Annotated in this window: 12 protein-coding genes; 11 read left to right on the top strand and 1 reads right to left on the bottom strand. The window is 70.6% G+C overall.

Going from position 1 to position 16,258, the window contains the following annotated elements; genetic code table 11:
* Positions 1-1,384, bottom strand: a 1,384-nt coding sequence (gene glyA / locus ACQ3I4_RS15115) for a serine hydroxymethyltransferase (protein WP_329863190.1), incomplete at its 3' end; no start/stop codon positions are given.
* A 136-nt stretch (positions 1,385-1,520) separates the two neighbouring features.
* Here glyA and ACQ3I4_RS15110 point away from each other — a divergent pair.
* From ACQ3I4_RS15110 to ACQ3I4_RS15060, 11 genes are all read left to right on the top strand, one after another.
* The gene (locus ACQ3I4_RS15110) at positions 1,521-2,222 is read left to right on the top strand and encodes a GntR family transcriptional regulator (protein ID WP_329863192.1); all 702 of its coding nucleotides are present in this window, start codon (positions 1,521-1,523) and stop codon (positions 2,220-2,222) included.
* Positions 2,223-2,390: 168 nt separating this feature from the next.
* A complete protein-coding gene (locus ACQ3I4_RS15105) occupies positions 2,391-4,274 on the top strand; it encodes a BCCT family transporter (protein ID WP_430633848.1) in 1,884 nt (627 codons plus the stop codon).
* Between the two features lie 63 nt (positions 4,275-4,337).
* Entirely contained in the window at positions 4,338-5,198 is an 861-nt protein-coding gene (locus tag ACQ3I4_RS15100) for a creatininase (protein ID WP_329863196.1), read from the top strand.
* Between the two features lie 193 nt (positions 5,199-5,391).
* The gene (locus ACQ3I4_RS15095; RefSeq protein ID WP_329863198.1) at positions 5,392-6,774 is read left to right on the top strand and encodes an MFS transporter; all 1,383 of its coding nucleotides are present in this window, start codon (positions 5,392-5,394) and stop codon (positions 6,772-6,774) included.
* A 76-nt stretch (positions 6,775-6,850) separates the two neighbouring features.
* Positions 6,851-8,098: an aminopeptidase P family protein gene (locus tag ACQ3I4_RS15090; RefSeq protein ID WP_329863200.1), complete on the top strand. Its 1,248-nt coding sequence runs from the start codon at positions 6,851-6,853 to the stop codon at positions 8,096-8,098.
* A 164-nt stretch (positions 8,099-8,262) separates the two neighbouring features.
* The gene (locus ACQ3I4_RS15085; RefSeq protein ID WP_329863201.1) at positions 8,263-9,108 is read left to right on the top strand and encodes an IclR family transcriptional regulator; all 846 of its coding nucleotides are present in this window, start codon (positions 8,263-8,265) and stop codon (positions 9,106-9,108) included.
* A 178-nt stretch (positions 9,109-9,286) separates the two neighbouring features.
* Positions 9,287-10,333 (top strand): agmatinase, encoded by a 1,047-nt coding sequence (speB, locus tag ACQ3I4_RS15080; RefSeq protein WP_430633847.1) that lies wholly within the window; start codon positions 9,287-9,289, stop codon positions 10,331-10,333.
* Complete coding sequence (locus tag ACQ3I4_RS15075) at positions 10,334-12,142, top strand: thiamine pyrophosphate-binding protein (protein ID WP_329863204.1); 1,809 nt, start codon at positions 10,334-10,336, stop codon at positions 12,140-12,142.
* Between the two features lie 424 nt (positions 12,143-12,566).
* A complete protein-coding gene (locus tag ACQ3I4_RS15070) occupies positions 12,567-13,553 on the top strand; it encodes a hypothetical protein (RefSeq protein WP_430633846.1) in 987 nt (328 codons plus the stop codon).
* A 142-nt stretch (positions 13,554-13,695) separates the two neighbouring features.
* Positions 13,696-15,393 (top strand): FAD-binding dehydrogenase, encoded by a 1,698-nt coding sequence (locus tag ACQ3I4_RS15065; RefSeq protein ID WP_430633845.1) that lies wholly within the window; start codon positions 13,696-13,698, stop codon positions 15,391-15,393.
* 142 nt (positions 15,394-15,535) lie between these two features.
* Positions 15,536-16,234: a DUF4190 domain-containing protein gene (locus tag ACQ3I4_RS15060; protein WP_329863210.1), complete on the top strand. Its 699-nt coding sequence runs from the start codon at positions 15,536-15,538 to the stop codon at positions 16,232-16,234.
* The last annotated feature ends 24 nt before the right edge of the window (positions 16,235-16,258 follow it).

The following is a 16,258-nucleotide window of genomic DNA, read 5'->3' as shown; positions in this document are numbered from 1 at the left end:
CGAGGTTCGGCAGGTCCGGGTAGAGGGGGTGGGCGGTGGCGAGGGCCTCGACGCGTTCCTTCAGGCCGGCCAGGGTCTCCGGATCGGCACCGTTTTCGTCGGTCCCGGCGATCAGGGCCTCGGCGATCACGTCCGCGACCTCGGCGAACGCTGCCTCGGAGAAGCCGCGTGTGGCCAGGGCCGGGGTCCCGATCCGCAGCCCCGAGGTCACCATCGGCGGGCGCGGATCGAACGGGACCGCGTTGCGGTTCACCGTGATCTCCACGGACGCGAGCAGATCCTCCGCCTGCTGCCCGTCGAGCACCGAGTCCCGCAGGTCCACCAGCACCAGGTGCACGTCCGTGCCCCCGGTCAAGACGCTGATCCCCCGCGAGGCCACGTCCGGGCGGGTGAGGCGTTCGGCCAGGATCCGCGCCCCGGCCAGGGTCCGCGCCTGGCGTTCGGCGAACTCCTCGCCCGCGGCGATCTTGAACGCGACCGCCTTGCCCGCGATCACGTGCTCCAACGGCCCGCCCTGCTGGCCCGGGAACACCGCGGAGTTGACCTTCTTGGCGATCTCCGGATCGTTGGAGAGGATGATTCCGCCGCGCGGGCCCGCCAGCGTCTTGTGCGTCGTGGAGGTCACCACGTGCGCGTGCGGGACCGGGGAGGGATGCAGCCCCGCCGCGACCAGGCCCGCGAAATGCGCCATGTCCACCATCAGGTACGCCCCGACCGCATCCGCGATCGCCCGGAAGCGGGCGAAGTCCAGCTGCCGCGGATACGCCGACCAACCGGCCACGATCAGCTTCGGCCGGTGCTCCAACGCCAGGGCCTCGACCTCGTCCATGTCCACCTCGTAGCTGGACTCGTCCACCCCGTACGGGACGATCGTGTACAAGCGGCCGGAGAAGTTGATCTTCATCCCGTGCGTCAAGTGCCCGCCATGGGCCAGATTCAACCCCAGCACCGTGTCGCCGGGACGGATCAGCGCGTGCATCACCGACGCGTTGGCCTGGGCCCCCGAATGAGGCTGCACGTTCGCGAAACCCGCCCCGAAGAGCGCCTTGACCCGCTCGATCGCCAGCGACTCGATCACGTCCACGTGCTCGCACCCACCGTAGTACCGGCGCCCCGGGTACCCTTCGGCATACTTGTTCGTCAACACCGAACCCTGCGCCGCCATCACCGCCTGCGCCGTGTGGTTCTCCGAAGCGATCATCTCCAGACCGCCCCGCTGCCGCGACAGCTCCGCGTCGATCCCCGCAGCGACCTCCGGATCCAACGCGGCCAACGACGCCGTCAACGACCCCGCGACCACCGGCTCATACGTGGTGCCCGGCCCGGCGACGCGGTCGGCCTCCGTTGATGCGCCGCCGGATGCGATCTCTGTGGCCTGGGACATGAATCCTCCTGGGGAACTAATGGTCGACAACTGATATATCACTGTGCGACTCATAGTATGATCGGGATCACAGGGCGTCAAGGCCTTCGCCGAAACCGGCGGGAGGAACCGGGGCCGCGACAAGCAGGAGGAGCCGATGAGCACGTCAACCACCGCCGGAGGCGCTCGGAATCCCGCGACCGGTAGCGGCGGGCGGGCCCCGGGCTCCGAGGGGTCGCTGGCCGGGCAGGCCTACCGGATCCTGCGCGACCGGCTGATCATGCTCGACATCGCCCCCGGCGACCCCCTCAACGAGGGGGCCCTCGCGGCGGAGCTCGGCTTCGGCCGCACGCCGCTGCGGGAGGCGCTCAAGCGGCTCGAGACGGACCACCTCGTCGTCTCCTACCCCCGCCGGGGCACGTTCGCGACGATCGTGGACATCACCGAGCTGGCGGCCATCTCCGAGGTCCGCGCCGTCCTGGAGCCGCTCGCGGCGCGCAAGGCCGCCCGGAATCCGCATCCGGCAGTCCGGGCCGAGCTGGAGGACGTTGCCGAGGCCATCGGCTCCCTCGACGGCGGCCGGGGTCGCCGCGAGCTCATGGAGTACGACCTCGAGGTCCACCGCCTCATCTACCGGGCCGCCGGCAACCTGCACCTCGAGGAGTCGCTCGTGAGGCTCGACAACCTGGCGACCCGCATCTGGTGCCTGGTCCTGGACCGCCTGCCGTCGATCGAGAGCCATATCGCGGAGCACGTGGGCCTCCTCCGGGCCATCCTCGACGGCGATCCGGACGAGGCCGAGCGGCTTGCCACGGAGCACGTGGGGCACTTCGAGCAGGCGGTCCGCGCCGTTCTCTGAGTGCTGGCTCCGGCCCGGCCGCACGGTCGCGTCCGCAACAATCCTTGACTGTCAGCGCCCTCTGGGTAGAGTGATCTGCAACACAGTTGCGTAGATCGCAACTCTCGTGTTTCCGCATCTTCCCCAGAAAACCGGCCCAACGGGCCGGAGAACCGAAGGGCCCTCCAGATGTCACACACCGAATCCAATGCCACCGGGCTGCGCGGCGGAAACGACGACGGCGTCGTCCCCGCCCCGGCCGCTCCCCATCCCTCCGCAACCACGACACCAACTCCCCGGCCCGCGGCCGTCGACCGGGCCGCCGCCGACCCGCCCGCGCCCGCCCCGTCCGTCGCCGAACCGCTCGCGGGGGCCCCGGCGCCGTCCCCGGACGGCGGGAGAAACCGCCCCGGTGTGAACCTGCCGCGCTTCCGCGGCCGCGTCATCCCACCGCTGGACCGCGCGGTCATCAAGATCCTCCCGCCCGTCCTGATCGTCGCCGTCATCATCGCCGTCACGGTGGATCCCGCCGGGGCCGCCTTCGTCATCGGAGAGATGCGGACCTTCGTGACGTCCGGCTTCACCTGGCTGTTCATCCTCTATTCCGTCATCGCCGTCGTCGTCTGCGTCTGGCTCGCGTTCTCCAAGGTGGGGCGCATCCGGCTCGGCGGGCCGAAGTCCAAGCCAGAGCACAGCAAATTCGCCTGGTACTCCATGCTCTTCGCCTGCGGGCAGGGCATCGGCCTGATCTTCTGGTCCGTCGCCGAGCCGATCATGCTCCGCGACGACGCGCCGCTCATGGCCGCGAACGGCAATCCCGGGGAAGCCGGGATCGTCTGGGCCTACTTCCACTGGGGGCTCACCGCGTGGGCGATGTACTGCGTCGTCGCGATCTGCCTCGCCTACTCCCATCACAACCTCGGCAAGACCCTGACGTTCCGCGAGGCGACGGTGGACATCCTTCCGGAAAGGATCCAGCGGCCCGCCGGCGTCGTCGTGGAGCTCCTCGCGATCATCGCCACCGTGCTCGGGCTCGCGACGTCCTTCGGTTTCGCAGCGATGCAGTTCACCTCCGGCCTGGCCGCGTTCACCGGCATCGAGCCGGGGCCGTGGGTGTGGGTCGGTGTCATCGCCGGGCTCGGCGTGCTCGCCGCGGTGTCCGCCTTCGTCGGAGTCAACAAGGGCATGAAGCGCATCAGCGAGGCCAACTCGATCCTCAGCATCGTCCTGGTCGTCGGTGTCTTCCTCTTCGGCCCCATCGTCTACATCCTGTCCAACATGTCCCAGACCTTCGGCGCGTTCTTCTACAACTTCGTGCCGATGAGCCTCTGGACCGATGCTGCGACGGCCACCGGACCGCTCGAGAGCTGGCAGGACAGTTGGAACGGCTGGTGGACGGTGTTCATCTGGTGCTGGGTGATCGCCTTCTCACCGTTCGTGGCCGGCTTTATCGCCCGCATCTCCCGCGGCCGCACGATCCGCGAGTTCGTCCTGGGCGTGACCATCATCCCGTCGCTCATCGTCATGGTGTGGATCGGGATCATCGGATCCGCCGCCCTGTACTACGACGACGCCACGAACCGGTCGATTTCCGACGACGTCGCGGTGGACACTTCGAGCGGACTGTTCTCCATGCTGGGCATGATCCCGGTCATCGGCGTCCTGCTGATCATCGTGGCGACGATCGTCGTGGCCACCTACTACGTCACGAGCCTCGATTCCGGCACCTACGCCCTCGCGGAGTTCGTCTCCGCGCCGAAGAAGGCCGGGCCGTGGTTCCGCGTGGTCCTCGTGGCGAGCATCGCCTCGGTGGCGATCGTCCTCCTCTCGCTCGGCGGTACCGCGGTCGTCGACACGGTCCAGACCGGGACCATCATCGGGGCCTTCCCCTTCTCCTTCGTCATCCTGCTGATGATCGCCAACCTGATCCGGCGGCTGCGCTGCCGCACCAAGGAGGTCAAGCAGCTGGAGAAGGACGTCAACGACCCGCAACCGCGCGACGAGGACCGCTTCCTCGACGACGACGGACTGCCCGTCCTCCCGCCCGGGTCCCCCGGCGGCGACCGCGGCTGACCCGGCCGGCCCCACACCACGACGGCGCGCGGCCGCCTGCCGCGCGCGGAATCAGGAGCAAACATGGAACAGGGAACACCAGGTGCGGCACGCGTCCACCTGGCCGAGATCGATGCCCACGCCTTCGCCCACTGGCTCGCCGGCGGCGCGGGGACCGTGGTCCTGCCGGTCGGAGCCCTGGAGCAGCACGGCCCCCATCTGCCGTTGGGCACCGATGCGATCCTCTCGGCCCGCATCGCGGCCGGGGTCGCGGAGGGGATCGGCGGGCTCGTCGCCCAGCCCTTCGCCTACGGCTACAAGTCCCAGCAGAAGTCCGGCGGCGGCAACCACCTCACGGGAACGGTCAGCCTCGATGCGGCCACGGTCATCGGCCTGACGCGGAACGTCGTCGGATCCCTGCTCGCCCAGGGTGCGCGCCACGTCGTCGTCCTCAACGGCCACTACGAGAACTACCAGTTCCTCTACGAGGGGATCGACCTCGCCGTGAAGGACCTCGGCCTGAGCGGCCCGGACGGGCCCGGCGTGCTGCTGTTGTCCTATTGGGACTTCGTGACGGACGACGTGCTCGCGGCGGTGTACCCGGACGGCTTCCCGGGCTGGGACATCGAGCACGGAGGGGTCCTGGAGACCTCGCTGATGCTGCACCTCGAGCCGGCGCTCGTGGACCTGGCGCGCGCCGTGGACCACCCGCCGGCCGAACTGCCGCGCTTCGACCGCCTGCCGGTGGTCGAAGCGCGGACGCCGGCCACGGGCTGCCTCTCGGCGCCGACCGGGTCCGACGCCGAGAAGGGGCGCCTGCTGTACGAGCGGGTCGTGGCCGAGATCGTCGCCGACCTGGCCCGGGAACTCGATACGGCGAGGAGGCAGACGCCGGGCGGGTCCCCGGAGGAATCCGCGCCGTCGGCCGCGGGCGCCACCGGGTAGCCGTCCGAGGGCCCGGCGGGCCCGCCGTCCATGCGTCGCGGACCACCTCCACGCGGGGGTGGTCCGCGACGTTTTGTGGTGTTCCGGGCCGCAGGAAATCATGCGGGCGAGGGTCTTGACGTGACGTGGCCCACATGCTCATATGGATGCAACACCGTTGCATTGATTGCAACCCGAGCATGGGTGGAGCCACATGACACGACTTCCCGAGCAGGCTGGACGGACAACGGCGTCCGTTCGGCCGGCGGGCGACGCCGGGACCGGCGAGCCGAATCCCAACAGCCGGAACCGCCCCGAGCAGGTCACCAGCGCCACCCGGCGCCGGGTCGTGACCGCGAGCTTCATCGGCAACTTCGTCGAGTGGTTCGATTACGCGGTCTACGGCTACCTCGCCGTCACCATCACCGCCGTCTTCTTCCCGGAGTCCGATCCGCAGACCGGACTCATGCTGACGTTCGCGCTCTTCGCGATCTCGTTCCTGGTCCGTCCCCTGGGCGGCTTCATCTGGGGGCACATCGGGGACCGGATCGGCCGCCGCTCGGCCCTGAGCTGGTCGATCCTGCTGATGTCGCTCGCCACCTTCTGCATCGCCCTGATCCCGTCCTACGGCGTGATCGGCGTCTGGGCGCCCTTGGCGCTGCTGGCCATGCGGGTGGTCCAGGGCTTCTCCGCCTCCGGCGAGTACGCGGGCGCCTCGGCCTTCCTCGTGGAGTACGCGCCGGCCAACCGTCGCGGGCTCTACGCCGCCGTCGTGCCCGGATCCACGGCCGCGGGGCTGCTCTTCGGATCACTCATCGCGGCCGTCCTCACGTCGACGCTCGACGAAGGCCAGATGTCCGATTGGGGCTGGCGGCTTCCCTTCCTGCTCGCCGCCCCCATGGGCCTGATCGGCCGCTACATCCGCACGAAGCTCGAGGATACTCCCGCCTTCCGCGAGCTGGCCCGGGAGGACGAGGTCGTGAAGGCGCCGGTCGGCGACCTCTTCCGCAAACACGGACGGAGCCTCGTGCTGGCGTGCGGCGCGGTGTTGCTCAACGCCGTCGGGTTCTACGTGATCCTCAGCTACATGCCGACCTACCTGTCCCAGGAGGTGGGCCTCGAGGCCACGCTCTCCTACCTTGCCACGACGGTCGCGCTCACCACGTACATCGGCTTCATCTTCCTGACCGGCATGCTCTCGGACAGGTTCGGCCGCAAGAAGGTCCTCATGAGCGCCTCTCTGGTGTTCCTGGCCATGACCGTTCCCGCCTTCCACTTCCTGAGCACGGGCAGCTTCGCCGTGATCCTGCTGGTCCAGATCGCGCTCGGCGCGGCACTGACCCTGAACGACGGAACGCTTCCGAGCTTCCTCGCCGAGCTCTTCCCGACCCGCGTGCGCTACACGGGATTCGCCGTCAGCTTCAACCTCTCCAACGCCGTCTTCGGCGGCACCGCGCCGCTCGTGGCGACCTGGCTGATCGCCACCAGCGGCAGCATGCTGGCCCCCGGCTGGTACCTCATGGGCGCCGCCGCGATCTCCCTGGTCGCCGTTGCCTGCGCTACCGAGACCGTCAACAAGCCACTGCGCACCGAGTGAGCGGCGGCTCCACCCGGCCCACCGAACCCCAACAACCCCACGTCCCTCGCGGACACCACCCCTACAGGAGGACACCATGACCATCACCACCCCCGGATCGATCGCCGAGCTCGAGCGCCTCAAGGTCCTGCACAACGGCACCAAGCAGCCGCTGACCTTTTCCGACGCCGAGTTCGAGCGCCGCCTGTCCGGCCTGCGCCGGATCATGGCCGCCCAGGACCTCGACGCCGTCATCCTGACGAGCTACCACGGCATCAAGTACTACTCCGACTTCCTCTACACGACCTTCGGCCGCAACTACGCCCTGGTCGTCACCGCCGACGACTCGGTCACCGTGACCGCCAACATCGACGCCGGCATGCCGTGGCGCACGAGCTACGGCGAGAACATCGTCTACACCGACTGGCAGCGGGACAACTTCTACTTCGGCCTGCAGGAGGCCCTGCGCCAGCGCGGCGTGACGGCCCGCCGGCTCGGCGTCGAGGACGACGCCCTGCCGCTGCTGACCCGCCAGAAGATCCAGGCGGCGTTCGAGGGCGCCACGCTCGTCGACGTCTCGCAGGACGCCATGCGCCAGCGCATGATCAAGTCCGCGGAGGAGATCGAGGTCATCAAGCACGGCGCCCGCATCGGCGACCTCGGCGGCGAGGCCATCAAGGCCGCGATCCGCGAGGGGATCAGCGAGTACGAGGTGGCGCTGATCGGCACCGAGGCCATGGTCCACGAGATCGCCCGGACCTTCCCGGACCGCGAGGTGCGCGACACCTGGGTATGGTTCCAGTCCGGGATCAACACCGACGGCGCCCACAACTGGGCCACGACCCGCACGCTCCAGCGCGGCGACATCCTCTCGCTGAACTGCTTCCCGATGACGTCCGGCTACTACACCGCCCTGGAGCGCACCCTGTTCCTGGGCCAGCCGGACGAGCGGAGCCTTCAGCTGTGGAACATCAACGTCGAGGTCCACCGCCGCGGCCTGGAGCTCATCAAGCCCGGCGCGGTCTGCCGGGACATCGCCGCCGAGCTCAACGAGATCTACATCGGGCACGGACTCCTGGCCAACCGCACCTTCGGCTACGGCCACTCCTTCGGCGTCCTGTCCCACTACTACGGGCGCGAGGCCGGCCTGGAGCTGCGCGAGGACATCGACACGGTCCTGGAGCCGGGCATGGTCGTCTCGATGGAGCCGATGATCACGGTCGCCGACGGCCTGCCGGGCGCGGGCGGCTACCGCGAGCACGACATCCTCGTGGTCGGCGAGGAAGGCGCCGAGAACATCACGAAGTTCGGCTTCGGTCCGGAGAACAACATCATCGACGCCTAGCCGCGCCGACGCGCCAGGGCCCCGCGCCCGCCTCCGGGCGGCCGCGGGGCCCTGCGCCGTGGGGCGGTTCCCCGGAGCGGCGCACGGTATCCTCGAGCAAACACCACCACGCAGGGGCCGGGCCCGTGCCCTCGCGGGCGCGGCCGGCCGGGAAAGGGACGGCAATGGTCCGGAGTACGACGCCGGAGCCCGGCCACGGCGCGAACGGCCGGCCCGGGAACGGGGCCGGGGAGGCGGGCGGCGAGAACGGCGGAGCCCGCGGCGCCTCCGTGATCGTGAACGTCGTCGACGTGTTGCGGTGCTTCACCGTGGAGGCGCCGGTCCGCGGTGTCACCGAGATCGCGGGGGAGGTGGGACTTCACAAGTCCTCCGTCTCCCGCATCCTGGCCACGCTCGAACAGGAACGCATCGTGGAAAGGGACGAGGCGACGCGGAAGTACCGCTTGGGGCTGGGCCTCATCGCGGTCGCCGGCCCGCTGCTCGCCAACCTCGACGTCCGCCGGATCGCCTTCCCCGTGCTGGAGGAGCTGCGCGACTCCACGCGCGAGACCGTCGCGCTGACGGTGTGGGACGGTGCGGAGTCCATCTCCGTCGAACAGCTCGCGAGCCCGCGCCAGGTCAAGCACACCTCGCCGATGGGCAGCCGCTACGCGACGGGCCTGAGCGCCTCGGTCCAGGTGTTCCTGGCGCACGAGGACCCGGCCGACGTCGCGGCCCTGATCGCGGAGGGGTCCATCGAGTTCGAGTCCGGGGGCGCCGACGTCGCGGGCTATCGGGAGCGGCTCTCCGCGGTCCGCGCGGCCGGGAGCGCCGTCAACTACGGGGAGACCAGCGAGGACGAGGTCGGCGTCGCCGCTCCGGTGCGCGACCACCGTGGCACGGTGGTCGCGGCGGTCATGATCGCCGCCCCCCGCTACCGCGTCACCGAGGACGTGCTCGCCTCGCTCGCGGCCGCGTGCCGCCGCTCCGCCGAGGAGATCAGCGTCCGGCTCGGGGGAACCGCCGGCTGAGCCCGGGACCGCGGTCCGGGCCGCCCGGCGGGCGCGCCTTGACTGTAACGGGCGCCACAAATAGCATTGGAGGCAACGCCTGTTTCATCACGAGCAACTACCGTTGCCCGGCCGGGCACCCGCGGAACCGCACGGCGGTACCCGGGCCCCGGCGTCGTACCCCTGCCGAGGAGAAGCCATGGAAGAAATCCGCATCGAAGCCAACGGACACCTGGGGCCGATCGATTCCTCGCGCATCCCGCGCTTCGCCGGAGCCGCGAGCTACGCCCGCCTCCCGCGGCTGGACCAGGTCTCCGGCGCCGGCATCAAGGTGGTCGGCGTCCCGTTCGACGCCGGCGTCTCCTACCGCCCGGGCGCGCGCTTCGGCGCCAACCACGTCCGCGAGGCCTCCCGCCTGCTGCGCCCCTACAACCCGGCCCTGGACGTCTCGCCGTTCGAGGACGTGCAGGTGGCCGACGCAGGCGACATGGCCGTGAACCCGTTCAACATCAACGAGGCCATCGAGACCATCCAGGACAACGCCCTCGCGCTCACGGCCGACGGCTCGAGCCTCATGACGATCGGCGGCGACCACACGATCGCGCTGCCGCTGCTGCGCGCCGCCGCCGAGCGCGCCGGCCAGCCCGTCGCCATGCTGCACTTCGACGCCCACCTGGACACGTGGGACACCTACTTCGGCGCCGAATACACGCACGGCACCCCGTTCCGCCGCGCGGTCGAGGAGGGCATCCTCGACACCGAGGCCATCAGCCACGTCGGCACCCGCGGCCCGCTCTACGGCAAGAAGGACCTCGAGGACGACCGCCGCTTCGGCTTCGGGATCGTCACGAGCTCCGACGTCTACTACCAAGGCGTCGCCGAGATCGTGGCCAAGCTGCGCGACCGGATCGGAAACCGTCCGCTCTACATCTCCGTCGACATCGACGTCCTCGACCCCGCGCACGCGCCCGGCACCGGCACGCCGGAGGCCGGCGGCATCACGAGCCGCGAGCTCCTGGAGATCCTGCGCGGCATGCGCGGCATGAACCTGGTCGGCGCCGACGTCGTCGAGGTCGCCCCGGCCTACGACCACGCCGAGCTCACCGGCGTCGCGGCCTCCCACGTCGCCTACGATCTGATCACCCTGATGGCCGACAAGCGCGCGGGGCAGAATGGGTACGACGCCGCTGCCTCCTCCGGCGCGCAGGGCGCCGGGGCCGCGGCCCTGGAAGAGGGCGTGAAGTAGATGCAGACCCAGCAGAACCAGCCCGCCGAGGGTGCGGCCCCGGCGTCGTCCGGCGCCACCGCGTCCGCCGGGGCCGTCCGCAACGGCGGCGACCTGGTCATCGAAACGCTGGAGGCGCTTGGCGCCAAGACCGTCTTCGGGATCCCCGGCCAGCACGCGCTCGGCCTCTTCGACGCGCTCTCCCGCTCCTCGCTGCGCTTCGTGTCCTCCCGCGTGGAGAACAACTCCGCGTTCGCGGCCGACGGGTACTCCCGGGCCACGGGCGAGGTCGGCGTCCTGTTCCTCTCCACCGGGCCGGGCGCCCTGACCTCCCTCGCCGGGCTGCAGGAGGCCTACGCGACCGGCGTGCCGATGGTCGTCGTCGCGAGCCAGATCCCGCTCGACGGCCTCGGCGCCCGCCGCAAGGGCATGCTGCACCAACTCGACGACCAGAAGGCCTCGGCCGCGAACGTCACCAAGAGCCAGCGCACCGTCCACCACGCCTCCGGCATCCCGTCCGCGATCCAGGACGCCTGGGCGGACGCCGTGACCGTGCCGCAAGGCCCCGTGTGGGTCGAGGTGCCGCAGGACGTGCTGCTGGCCGAGGTCTTCGTCCCGCCGGTCTTCGACGCGCTCGCCGAGCCGTACGACCACCCGCCGCGTGTCGAGCTGATCCGCGAGGCCATGCGGTGGCTGTCCGTGGCCGAGCGGCCGGCGATCGTCGCCGGCGGCGGCGTGCGCCGGGCCGGTGCCGAGGCCGAGCTGCTCGCCGTGGCCGAAGGGCTGCGCGCCCCCGTGATCTGCTCGCCCGGCGGCAACGGCGCCTTCCCGTGGGAGCACCCGCTGAGCCTGCAGTCATGGGTCGAGGACCGGCACACCACCGAGGTGCTCGAGGACGCGGACGTGCTGATCGTCGTGGGTTCCTCCCTCGGCGAAGTCACGTCCAACTACTTCACGCTCAACCCGCGCGGCCGGATGATCCAGATCGACGCCGAACCGCGGGTGCTCGAGTCCAACCGTCCCGCGCTCGGCATCCGGGCCGACGCGAAGTCCGCCCTGGCCTTCCTCGTCGACGGGCTGCGCCGCGTGGCGGAGGACCGCAACGGCCGCGCCCGCGGGGAGAACGAGGGCTTCGCCTCCGGGGTGGCCGAGGGCGACGCGCTCGTGGCGCTCGGCGGACACCGCAGTTGGCACGGCAAGTCGCCGGAGGACGTCGTCGCCCAGACCCTCGCCAAGGTCCGGGCCCGGCTCGATGCGCAGGACCTCGCCAAGGAGCAGGCGTTTATGGCGGACATCCGGGCCGCCGTCCCGGACTCGATGCAGACCTTCTGGGACATGACGATCGCCGCCTATTGGGGCTGGAGCTGCTGGGACTCCCGCGACGGGCAGTTCCACTCCGCCCAGGGCGCCGGTGGCCTCGGTTACGGGTTCCCCGCGGCGATCGGCGGTGCCGTGGGCCTCGCCGTGGCCGGGAAGACGGGGGTCGACGGGCGCGTGCTCGCCGTCTCCGGCGATGGATCGTCGATGTACTCGATCTCCGAGCTCGCCACGGCCAGGCAGCACAACGTGCCCGTCACGTGGCTGATCGTCGACGACGGCGGCTACGGCATCCTGCGCGAATACATGGTGGGCGCATTTGGCAAGGCCACGGCGACGGAGTTGGCGCGGCCCGACTTCGTGGCGCTGGCCGAATCCTTCGGCGTGCCCGCGCGGCGCGTGGAGCCCGGAGACGTCAAGGGCGCCCTCGAGGAGGCCCTGGCCGCCGACGGCCCCAACGTCGTGGTGGTCGAGACCCTGCTGCAGATGTTCGCGCCGACGCACCTCGACTGAGCGACGGGCCGCGCCATGTCGCGCGTCGGCTGACCGGCCCGGGCCATGATGGGCGCAGTCCGTTGGTCCGGCCCGGGCCATGATGCGCGTTGGCCGTTTGGGCCAGCTCATCGCGGTGACCTGGGTCGACTGTGCAACCGGCCCGCGCCGTGGTGGACGCAGCCCGATGGTCCGGCCAGCACATCGCCAGCGCGCACGCCCGCCGTTCGCCTACCGAACATGGACGCTTTCACTGGGGCATGACGATAAATTGTCATGCCCCAGCGAAAGCGTCCATGTTCGTGCCGGGCCGACTGGTGGTGGTGGGTTCGTGTGTGGCCGATCTGGCCTCCACAGAACCGCTGCATTGATCCGTTGGCCCCAACTGTCCACACGACCCGCTCGACCCGATGTCGCCCACGTCTGGGGCTGAAACGGTGGCGGCATGACTTCCGAGAGCCGCCAGTCGTCGACCGCCAACGCCAGCCCACCAGTCGACCGCCCATCGCCTGTCGACGACGCGGTCAACCGGTTGACGACGTGGAGGCAGCTCAGGATCGGCGGGATGAGCCAGGACGAACTGCGCGACAGCCTCGCTCAAGGCGGCCTGGTGCGGGTCCGCTCGGGCATCTACCTCCCCGGAGCGGTGGCGTCGGAATTGGCCGCGTGGGACAGGGACCTCGTGGCGATCCACGCGCACGCCATGGCCTCCCGCGGTCGATGTGTGTTCGTCCTCGCGTCGGCGGCGAGGTTGTGGGGTCTCGACGTCTGGGGCGCAGGGAACGAGATCCACGTCGCGCAATCCGGCCGCGCCGTGGCCCAGGGCAAGGGAAGGGGCCTCGTCAGGCATCAGATGGACGTGGACCCGGCTTTTATCCGGACGGTGTCGGGGCTTCAGCTCACCTCCGCGGCACGCACGACGGCCGACGCGCTGCGGCTGCTGGACACAACGAGCGCGGTGGTCCTGGCCGACTCCGCGCTGAGGGCCGGCGTCGCGCTGGACGACATCGCTGGACATCTCGAATCGGCGCGGGGCCGTCGCGGTGCCGTCCGGGCCCGGGAGCGTCTCTCGCTGGCCGATGCCGCGTCGGAGTCGGTGGCCGAGGGCCGCCTGCGCATGATGCTGCACTCCTGGGGTTACCCGCCGCCCGTCCTCCAACACCAGGTGATCGTTGCCGGCCAACGGTATCGCCTGGACTTCGCATGGCCCGAAGCCGGCCTCGGGCTGGAGGTCCACGGCAACGGCAAGTACTTCATGGAGAAGCCAACGGGGGACAAGCTGCTGCAGGAACGCAAGCGTGAGGCGCGCCTCAGGGAGGCCGGGGTCTCCGTCCTCAATGTCTGGTGGGAGCAACTGGGGCAGCCCGAACTCCGCGAGCGGATCGGATCGCATGTGGCGCCGTTGATCCGCGGTCGTCGTCTGACGGGTTGAGGCCTCGGCGGTGAAGCCCGGCGTTGACGAACCTGCCCTGCCGTCGCCGTGCCCGTCGCCGACCCGGCTCGCGCCGTTGACGTCCGCAGGCCACCGCCGCTCGCCCGGCGTGGCCCGGATCACCACGGCGTAGCATGGCGCCATGGACACCTCCCGCCATGACACCTCCCCCGATGACCCCTCCCGCGCAGAGACCTCCTTCGACGTGATCGTCGTCGGCGCCGGGCTGGCGGGCCTGGTCGCCGCCACCGAGGCCGCCGACGCGGGCCGCCGCGTCCTGCTGATCGACCAGGAGGGCCGGCAGAACCTCGGCGGCCAGGCCTGGTGGAGCTTCGGCGGGCTGTTCCTCGTCGACAGTCCCGAGCAGCGGCGCCTGCGCGTGAAGGACTCCGTGGACCTCGCACTGCAGGACTGGTTCGGCACGGCCGGCTTCGACCGGCCAGAGGACCATTGGCCGCGCGAGTGGGCCACCGCCTATGTCCACTGGGCCGCCGGCCCGAAGCGGGAGTGGCTGCACGGCCTCGGCGTGCGCTTCTTCCCCGTCGTCGGCTGGGCGGAGCGGGGTGGCCACGGCGCGGACGGCCCCGGCAACTCGGTCCCGCGCTTCCACATCACGTGGGGCACGGGCCCCGGGATCGTCGAGCCGTTCGCGAACAAGGCCCTGCAGGCCGTCGCCGACGGGCGGCTCACCGTGCGCTGGCGGCACCGCCTCGACGCCCTCGTGCTGCAGGATGGCGCCGTCGTCGGCGTCAGGGGCGCGGTCCTGGAGGGTACGACGGCGGGGCGCGGCGCCCCGAGCAGCCGCACCCCGGTGGGGGAATTCGAGTACCGGGCATCCGGCGTCGTCATCGCGACGGGCGGGATCGGAGGCGACCTGGAGAAGGTGCGCGCCGCCTGGCCCGGGCGTCTCGGGACGCCGCCGGAACGCATGGTCGCGGGAGTTCCCGCGCACGTCGACGGACGGGGACTGGACATCGCGGTGGAGGCCGGCGGACGGATCATCAACGGCGACAGGATGTGGCACTACACGGAGGGCCTCGCGAACTGGGACCCCGTCTGGAAGGACCACGGGATCCGGATCCTGCCCGGGCCGAGCTCGATGTGGTTCGACGCCGCGGGGGAGCGGCTGCCCGCTCCGCTGTGGCCCGGATTCGACACGCTCGGCACGCTCGAGCACCTGATGCGGGGCGGGCACGGGTACTCCTGGTTCGTGCTGAACCGGAGGATCATCGGCAAGGAGTTCGCCCTGTCCGGGTCCGAGCAGAACCCGGATCTCACCGGCAAGGACGTGCGGGCCGTCCTGCGCCGCGCCCGGGTCGACGTGCCCGGACCGGTGCAGGCGTTCCTGGACCACGGCGAGGACTTCGTGCAGGCGGACACGGTGGAGGAACTCGTCGCCCGCATGAACGCGCTCGCCGGGAACACGCTGCTCGATCCGGCCCGGATCAAGGAGCAGATCACGGCCCGCGACCGGGAGGCCGGCAACGGCTTCGGCAAGGACGGGCAGCTGGCGGCGGTGCGGGCCGCGCGCGGATACCTCGGCGACAAGCTCGTGCGGACCGTGGCGCCCCACCGCATCCTGGACCCGGCGGCCGGACCACTCATCGCGGTGCGGCTGAACATCCTCACGCGCAAGAGCCTCGGCGGCCTCGGGACGGACCTGCGTTCCCGCGTCCTCGCGCCAGGCGGCGCGACGGTTCCCGGGTTGTACGCGGCGGGCGAGGCGGCCGGCTTCGGCGGCGGTGGGATCCACGGCTACCGCGCCCTCGAGGGGACGTTCCTCGGCGGTTGCCTCTTCAGCGGCCGCGCCGCGGGCCGGGCGGCGGCCTCCGGGGACTGAAGGGCGGCTGGGGCGGCATCTGACAGGCGGCGTTTTCATCGAGTGAATGCATGATCAGCGGTGGTTCTCTGCCTAGACTGGGGCTTCCACGTCATTCGTCTCGCCGTGCGCACCGGTGCGCGGCTTCTCTAGGGGGAAACCAATGTCAGATCCCAACGTCCCGCAGTACCCGGGCCAGGGCCAGGCCGCGGCCGGCCAGGGCCCCTACGAGGCGCCCGGACAGCAGGGCCAGTTCCAGCAGCAGGGCCAGTACGCACAGCCGGGGCAGTACCCGAACTGGGAGCAGCAGCAGCCGGCGAAGGCGACGGGATTGACCATCGCCGCGCTGGTCATCGGCATCGTCGCCCTGGTCCTGTCCTTCATCCCGATCTTCGGCATGATCTCGTTCGTCCTCGGCCCGCTCGCCGTGGTGCTGGGCATCGTCGGCCTCGTGAAGAAGCGCCCCAAGAAGGGCTTCTCCATCACGGGCATCATCACGGGTGTCCTGGCGCTCATCATGGCGATCGTCTGGGCCGTGGTCTCGTTCTTCGCGGCCTCCGTCCTGACCACGGGCGGCGACAGCGCCAGCTACACCTTCGAGGCCACCTCGGAGGGCTCCGCCAGCTACGGCTACATCGGCACGAGCATCGAGGACGTCCACGACGGACTGCTTGCCCCGGGAGAGACCTTCTCCGAGCAGGTCGAAGCCAGCACGATCCTGGGCAGCGTCTTCGTCATGAACGCACCGGGCGAGACCGGCAGCGTCGGTTGCGTCATCCGCGACGCCGACGGCGCAGTGGTGTCCGAGTCCACCGTCGAGGGCGAGGGCGCCGAGGCCACCTGCTCGGTCCTGGGCGGCTGACCCGGGCCCGACCCGCGCACACCT

The organism is Zafaria sp. Z1313, assembly GCF_050563205.1.
Taxonomy (GTDB): Bacteria; Actinomycetota; Actinomycetes; order Actinomycetales; family Micrococcaceae; genus JAZDCJ01.
The sequence above is the reverse complement of the archived record's forward strand: the minus strand, read 5'-3'. Positions and strand labels throughout refer to the sequence as shown.